The organism is Neobacillus drentensis, assembly GCF_036962765.1.
In the GTDB taxonomy this organism is placed as follows: Bacteria; Bacillota; Bacilli; order Bacillales; family Cytobacillaceae; genus Neobacillus; species Neobacillus drentensis_C.
Genome location: NZ_JBALOS010000037.1, coordinates 1 through 6,797 on the forward strand (window position 1 = coordinate 1; position 6,797 = coordinate 6,797).

Genomic DNA, 6,797 nt, shown 5'->3' on the forward strand with positions numbered 1-6,797 from the left:
TAATTGAAGCTAAAATTTATTGTTTGTTTCACGTCTTGTTTGTTTAGTTTTCAAAGAACAATTTCACTGCCGCTCGTAAGCGACTTTAATAATATAACATGAGGCACTTATTAATGTCAACAACTTTTTAACCGTCACTTACGAAAACATTTTTTGTTTGTCTCGCAGCGACGGTTATTAATATACCAAGTATTCTCGAAAAGGTCAATACGTTTTATTGTTTTTTTACGATAATTTTTTATTAAGCCGATAACCCCTGTGATAAACGCCTTGACCTTTCGTTTCTATATTCACTACATCTATAAAATGCTTTTCAATTAAATACTCGAGTAATACACCCAAGTCAACTGAGTAAGGGATCAATTCTTGTTCACTCATAATTTCACTGAATAACCAAACATCTTTCCTGCTAAGTATTTCTAAAAAATGAACTGTCCCCATTTTAGTTCTCGAATGGATCATAAACTCACTTGCCAGGAACAGTAGTTCTAGTCTTTTTTCAAGTGTTTCTTCACTATACACAAGTTCTTCGTATAATTTATAAATTTCAGGCTCTATTTGTTTTACTTGATGCCAAACCGTTAGTTCTGGATGAAGTCCATTTTCTAATACCGCTAACCTTGCAAGATGATGAAGCGAATGAACCACATGATTGTATGCATCTAAAAATTGATGACCTTCAAACAATGCTTTGCCATCCACATAGCGCCGAATTAATTTCGCAAATTCTAAACCCATTTTTATTTTGCGCCCGTTAAAAGGAAAATCACGCAATTCCGTTTTTAAATTGGCCACATATTCGTTCCGATCAAAAATTATCTTGGCCTCATGAAGCCATTCAAATATTTTTCGATTCGTTCCTAATAACAACCACTCATGCAGCATCTCTTCAGTAATGATGTGCATCGCTGCCTTTTTATCGTTATAGGTATAGTGCTTAATAAAATGAGGCTGGTCCGCTTCTTTAACAAGGACCAACAGGATTTCATCAAATGAATCTGTTATATGGCTTAACATCTGTTTTTTTTGCACCATCAATACTCCAAGGGTATTTAATTGACTCGCCCTTTCTTGATATATAGGCCGAAGGATGTCTTCCATCTATCATTCCTCCAATTTTTTTCAGGTAGCAATATAACTTCGACAATGAAAACAAATCTCCTTCTTATTTCGCAGACAAATTTCGACATTATTCAACCTTGCTTTTTCTTTCTTACCATAATTATGGTATAGTTTCTCTAGGAGGGAGTAACATGGCAAGATATTCAAGTAAAATAAATAAAATTCGTACCTTTGCATTATCTTTAATTTTCATTGGTTTCATTGTTATGTATGTTGGTATCTTTTTTCGAACTTCACCACTTATTATGACCATTTTTATGATTTTGGGCCTTCTTTTTATTATCGCTAGTACAATTGTTTATTTTTGGATTGGAATGCTATCAACAAAAACAATCCAAGTAAAATGTCCTACCTGTGGAAGGCATACTAAAATGCTCGGTCGAGTGGATATGTGTATGTATTGTCGTGAACCATTAACCCTTGATCCTAATCTAGTAGGCAAGGAATTCGATGAGTCCTATAATAAGAATTTAGAAAACTAAAAAGAGGAAGACTTAAACCAATTTGCTTAACAGCTGCTGTGGTTTAAGTCTTCCTCCTTTATTTACAGCAAAAAGCTGATTCATTTTGGAATCAGCTAACTTCTAGTTTAATGAACTTCTTTACTAGCGCATTCCGGACAAGAACCATAGATTTCCATCCGGTGAAACTCGACCTTGAACCCTGTTACATGGGAGGCTAAGTGCTCCACTTCATCTAAACCAGGATAAAGAAAGTCAACTATTTTCCCACAATTTTCACAAATAACATGATAATGATGAGTTGTTACAAAGTCAAAACGACTTGAGGAATCACCAAAGGTCAATTCCTTAACAAGGCCTACTTCACGAAATACTCTTAAATTATTGTAAACTGTTGCCACACTCATATTTGGAAATTTCCCCTCAAGGGCTTTATAAATATCATCCGCAGTAGGATGTGACATCGAGTTTATTAAATATTCAAGTATCGCATGACGTTGCGGAGTAATTCGTACTCCTGTTTCTTTTAAGGTATCCAACGCTTCTTTTAACTGATTCATCGCCATGCACCTTCTTTCTAAAAAATATTATTACTTTATAATTGTTATAATTAATTTTACTAGGACATTTGTACTTTTGTCAATATTGTTATCTCATCAATAGGATTGTTCATTACCCTTTTCCATGTAATGTTTGTTCATTTGCACCTAATTGATTATTCACAAAGCGCGCGGTTACAAATAATAAGTCGGATAGTCGATTTAAATAAGCTAATACCAGCGGATTTACATCTTCACCTAAAGAAACCGCACATCTTTCTGCCCTCCTTGCTATTGTTCGAGCGACATGGAAAGCAGCCCCAGCAGGGTGTCCGCTGGGCAAAATAAAATTGGTTAACTCCGGAAGTGAATCATTCCATTCATCAATCTGCTTTTCCAGTTCATCTACATCAGAAACAGACAGTGCCCACTTTACTTCCTTCCCTTTTGGTGTAGCCAACTCTGCTCCAACATGAAAGAGATTTGTTTGTATTTTATGATAAATGTTATCAATTATTTCTTTCCCTTGAAAATTTTCCATATATAAATAGCTAAGGGCAAGACCAATCATTGAATTTGCTTCATCACAAGTCCCGTATGCCTCGACCCGCAAGTCATTCTTGGGTACTCTTTTTCCGTAAATAAGTGAAGTTGTTCCTTTATCGCCTGTCTTTGTATAAATTTTCATTTTGATCCCCCTGTAAGAATGTTAGAAAGAACCACATCATAGCTAAATCTATCCTTTTTTTCATCATATCACCTGTATATATATTTAGAAAACTCGAATTATAGAAATCATTCCATAAAAAAAAGGGCCACTATGGACCCAAAAGTTATCTGAGGAGGTATGCCCTAATAAAATGATATTCATTCTGATGTTTCTTGCATTGGACAAATGCCTTTGCTTGATAAAATAGGCTTCAGTAAGAAATCAGCTCAACTGCTCCCTTATGTATGCTAAAGCATCATCAACATGGCCTTTGACTTTGACATTTCTCCATTCTTTAACAAGTTTCCCTTCCTTATCAATGATAAAGGTAGATCTTTCAATCCCCATATATTCTTTACCAAAGTTTTTCTTTAACTTCCAAACTCCAAAAGCTTCCGCTAACTGATGTTCTGTATCTGCTAATAAGAGAAAAGGCAATCCATATTTCTCTACGAATTTCTGATGACGGTCAACCGGGTCAGGACTTACTCCCAAAATTACAGCATCCACTTCTGTAAATTGTTGAATTTGATCCCGAAAATCACATGCTTCTGTGGTGCAGCCTGGTGTCATATCTTTTGGGTAAAAATATAAAACCACATTGGTGCCCTTAAAATTTGAAAGATTTATTGTCTCGCCATTATTTGCTTTCAACTCAAAATTTGGTACTTGCATCCCAATATCAATGGTCATCTTATACCACTCCCACTTTAATTATTCTTAAATGTAAGCGTAACAAAATTTATGTTTATAAAACAACTATCCAGCACCACTAGCCTATTTTTCCCGGTCAAACATCACGCGAGCTACAAATGCAGCTGGTAAAGTATAACCAATCAACGCCTCTGTGACGGTAATGACCCTTCCTAAGCCATGTGGAATCACATCACCATTTCCAACTGAAAATAAGGTCATCGCACTAAAGTAAAAACTAGTTTCAAAAATATTCTTGGTGTATTGATTATTTACCTCCATAAGTAAAGACATGCCGATTAACTCAAAAAGTAAATAAATTAGACCATAACCAATGATGACGGTCAAATACACAGAGCCTAAATACAAAAAATTATCAATCGATACTAATTTACCCCTAAGGGTATTTGGAATAAAAAGCGTTCGTAAACTCATGAAAATGCAAAAAATCACAATTGGAAGCAAGAAAAAAATCACATCAAACCACCTCTAAGTTAAGCTTCTGGTAGTTTATTTGTATGCTTGCTTGGACAATAAAATATCAAATTCTAGTTAATTGCCTGCCCCTCTATATTTTTTAACCCCTTGATTCCAAACCATCACAGAAATCACGAAGAAACTAACGCCAATCACTGGCGTTAAAAATGAGTACAAGTACCATTCTTTTTTACCAAGGAAAAAGGAAGCAGGGTAGACACCAACAAATGCAAAGGGTAACAACCAGGTTAAGACGAAGCGGATAAGATTATTGTAGATATTTACTGGGTAACGACCATAGTTACTAATATTGTACATCATAGGCATTAGAGACGTACGAGCGTCTGCCCAAAAACTGATGCAGGCAATCATGATGAATACTCCACCATACACTAGGGCCCCACCGATGACAAACAGGATAAATAAAAATGGGTCAAACCAATGTATGCTAAGGTCCAGGCGATTTCCAGCATAAAACATGATAGCAAGTCCGGTAACTGCCCCTAACAAGGACTCTAGTTCAATCCTCTCCAGAATAATTTGAAAGAGACTGTGGATGGGTCTAGTTAAGATACGATCTAGCTCCCCCTTCACGATATAGCGCTCATTAAAATCCCATATGTTAAAAAAGGCAGAAAAGACAGCAGATGGGACGAGAAAAAATCCATAAATAAAGATGATTTCATCTCTAGTCCAGCCATTGAGTAAATTGGTATGCCCAAAAACAACTAAGATAAAAATAAAATTAATGGCCTGTGATAATAGATCAGAGAAAAACTCAACAAAAATATCGGCTCGGTATTGTAGTCTTGTTTTTAAATATTGAGATAGATATTGAAAAAACATTGAAAAATAAAACAACTCTTACCCTCCTTGAATAATCAGTTGTTTCTTTGCCAAACTCCAAAGAAATTGGATTGGAAAAAATAAAAGAATGACCCAAACAAATTGTTGAGTAATGGCATCGATAGCTTGCGAATGAGTAAAACCTTTGGTAACGATCATACTCGGAAAATAACTGATTCCTTGAAAGGGAAGATACTTCATTACATCTTGAGCCCAGCCGGGAAAAAAGCTAATCGGCAACAGCAATCCAGAAAATAAATCAATGACGACACGTTTCGCTCGAATAAGCCCAGCATTATTATATAAGAAGAAAGTAGTAATCCCTGTTAATAAATTCAACTCTGTATTAATAAAAAAACTCAACAAAATGGAAATGACAAACAAGCTCCAGACACTCAGATCCCATGTAAATTCTACCGGAAAGACGAAATAAACTATGATTAGCCCAGGAGCCGAAAAAAAGAATAGCCGGAAAATTCCTTCCCCAAGACCTTGCATAATTTTCATCCCCAGGTAATTGTAGGGCCTAATTAATTCAACCGCCACTTTACCCTCCATAATTTCCAGAGCCATTTCTCGGTCGAGATTGTTAAAGTAAAATGCCCGAGCCATCCAAGAAACAGCAACATATGTAGTCATTTGCGTGACTGAAAGACCAACAATTTGTTCTTTATTCCCATAAATTGCAGACCATAGAAAATAATAGGCACCGATGTTAATACTATAGATTAGAATTCCAGTGTAATAATTGGTTCGGTATGCCAGCATCATTAGAAAGCGGATTCTAATCATCTCAAGGTATTTATCCACTTATACTGCACCCTTTTCATAAATATTTCGAATGATTTCTTCCGTTGACGTTTCATTTATTTTGATATCTTTGATTTTAAATGCCGCTACCACTTTAGCAATGGTCTGCGAAATAAGTTCATCATTATCCTCCAGTGTGGCTGTAAAGACTTGCTTCTTTTCGTCTAGTTCCCACTTTACCGGCATTCCACTGGTAAGATTTTTCACCTCAGCAATTTCAACATGTTCAAGAAACTGAAACTGGAGCTCTTTCCCTTCTCCCCACTTCTCCTGAAGATTCTTTAGCGCACCATCATAAATGACCTTGCCTTCATCTAACATGATTACGCGCTCGCACAATGCCTCAATATCTGTTAAATCATGTGTCGTTAAAAGGATTGTGGTCTGATATTTCTCGTTAATTTCTTTTAAAAAATCACGAATTTTCAACTTCACGAGCACATCTAATCCAATTGTCGGTTCATCCAAAAACAATAAAGGCGGATTGTGAATCAGTGCTGCAGCAAGCTCACATCTCATTCTCTGCCCCAGCGATAATTTTCGTACTGGCTTATCTAAAAGTGGTTCAATATCTAATGTGTGAATCACATGATTCATGTGGCTGTTATAATCTGCATCCGATACCTTGTACACCTTCTTCAACAGACGGAAAGATTCTTGAACGGCGATATCCCACCATAATTGGGAACGCTGTCCGAAAACAACGCCAATGGTTTGAACAAATTTCTCCCGCTCTTTATGCGGATTCATTCCGTTCACCAAGATTTCTCCGGCTGAAGGAGTTAAAATTCCCGTCAGCATTTTAATAGTTGTAGATTTCCCGGCGCCATTTTCACCGATATACCCTACCATTTCACCTTTTTTTACGGTGAAATTAATATCATTGACAGCAGGAACAATTTTATAATTTCTTGTTAATAAATCTCTAAATGCTCCTTTTAATCCTGTTCGGCTGGAATATGCCTTAAATTCTTTTCGTAAATTTTTGACCTCGATTACATTTTTCATTTTCTCCCCCCGAAACACTGACCTAAAGAATTAGTTTAGCCAAATAAGGATGATAAAACAACCAGCATGCATTTTTTAGCAAAGACCATTTTTCGAATAAATTTTTGTTTTTCGTATAAGTACATCAACCCG

At 36.0% G+C, this 6,797-nt stretch carries 9 protein-coding genes; 1 reads left to right on the forward strand and 8 read right to left on the reverse strand.

Features of this window, described 5'->3' with window-relative positions:
- Nucleotides 1-225 precede the first annotated feature (225 nt).
- The gene (locus V7137_RS06165; RefSeq protein ID WP_335697256.1) at nt 226-1,101 is read right to left on the reverse strand and encodes a nucleotidyltransferase-like protein; all 876 of its coding nucleotides are present in this window, start codon (nt 1,099-1,101) and stop codon (nt 226-228) included.
- A gap of 152 nt (nt 1,102-1,253) precedes the next feature.
- On the opposite strand from V7137_RS06165, the gene V7137_RS06170 reads away from it, so the two are divergent.
- Nucleotides 1,254-1,604 (forward strand): YgzB family protein, encoded by a 351-nt coding sequence (locus V7137_RS06170; RefSeq protein ID WP_335697257.1) that lies wholly within the window; start codon nt 1,254-1,256, stop codon nt 1,602-1,604.
- A 107-nt stretch (nt 1,605-1,711) separates the two neighbouring features.
- Here the strand turns inward: V7137_RS06170 and perR are convergent, their stop codons facing one another.
- The 7 genes from perR to V7137_RS06205 form a co-directional block, all read right to left on the reverse strand.
- Nucleotides 1,712-2,149, reverse strand: coding sequence for a peroxide-responsive transcriptional repressor PerR (perR, locus tag V7137_RS06175; protein ID WP_218348256.1), 438 nt, complete (start codon nt 2,147-2,149; stop codon nt 1,712-1,714).
- Nucleotides 2,150-2,255: 106 nt separating this feature from the next.
- Complete coding sequence (locus V7137_RS06180; protein ID WP_335697258.1) at nt 2,256-2,810, reverse strand: cob(I)yrinic acid a,c-diamide adenosyltransferase; 555 nt, start codon at nt 2,808-2,810, stop codon at nt 2,256-2,258.
- 243 nt (nt 2,811-3,053) lie between these two features.
- Nucleotides 3,054-3,524, reverse strand: a complete 471-nt coding sequence (gene bcp, locus V7137_RS06185) for a thioredoxin-dependent thiol peroxidase (RefSeq protein ID WP_335697259.1) — start codon at nt 3,522-3,524, stop codon at nt 3,054-3,056.
- Nucleotides 3,525-3,608: 84 nt separating this feature from the next.
- A complete protein-coding gene (locus V7137_RS06190; protein ID WP_335697260.1) occupies nt 3,609-4,001 on the reverse strand; it encodes an ion channel in 393 nt (130 codons plus the stop codon).
- Nucleotides 4,002-4,076: 75 nt separating this feature from the next.
- On the reverse strand, nt 4,077-4,862 hold the full coding sequence (locus tag V7137_RS06195; protein WP_335697261.1) for an ABC transporter permease: 786 nt from the start codon (nt 4,860-4,862) through the stop codon (nt 4,077-4,079).
- Between the two features lie 3 nt (nt 4,863-4,865).
- Nucleotides 4,866-5,657, reverse strand: a complete 792-nt coding sequence (locus tag V7137_RS06200) for an ABC transporter permease (protein ID WP_335697262.1) — start codon at nt 5,655-5,657, stop codon at nt 4,866-4,868.
- Complete coding sequence (locus V7137_RS06205; protein WP_335697263.1) at nt 5,658-6,665, reverse strand: ABC transporter ATP-binding protein; 1,008 nt, start codon at nt 6,663-6,665, stop codon at nt 5,658-5,660. It abuts the gene before it with no gap.
- Between the last annotated feature and the right edge of the window lie 132 nt (nt 6,666-6,797).

Coding starts and splice junctions, on each gene's coding strand:
- V7137_RS06170 (WP_335697257.1), top strand. CDS start 1,254: ATGGCAAGATATTCAAGTAAAATAAATAAAATTCGTACCTTTGCATTA.
- bcp (WP_335697259.1), bottom strand. CDS start 3,524: ATGACCATTGATATTGGGATGCAAGTACCAAATTTTGAGTTGAAAGCA.
- V7137_RS06165 (WP_335697256.1), bottom strand. CDS start 1,101: ATGGAAGACATCCTTCGGCCTATATATCAAGAAAGGGCGAGTCAATTA.
- perR (WP_218348256.1), bottom strand. CDS start 2,149: ATGGCGATGAATCAGTTAAAAGAAGCGTTGGATACCTTAAAAGAAACA.
- V7137_RS06180 (WP_335697258.1), bottom strand. CDS start 2,810: ATGAAAATTTATACAAAGACAGGCGATAAAGGAACAACTTCACTTATT.
- V7137_RS06205 (WP_335697263.1), bottom strand. CDS start 6,665: ATGAAAAATGTAATCGAGGTCAAAAATTTACGAAAAGAATTTAAGGCA.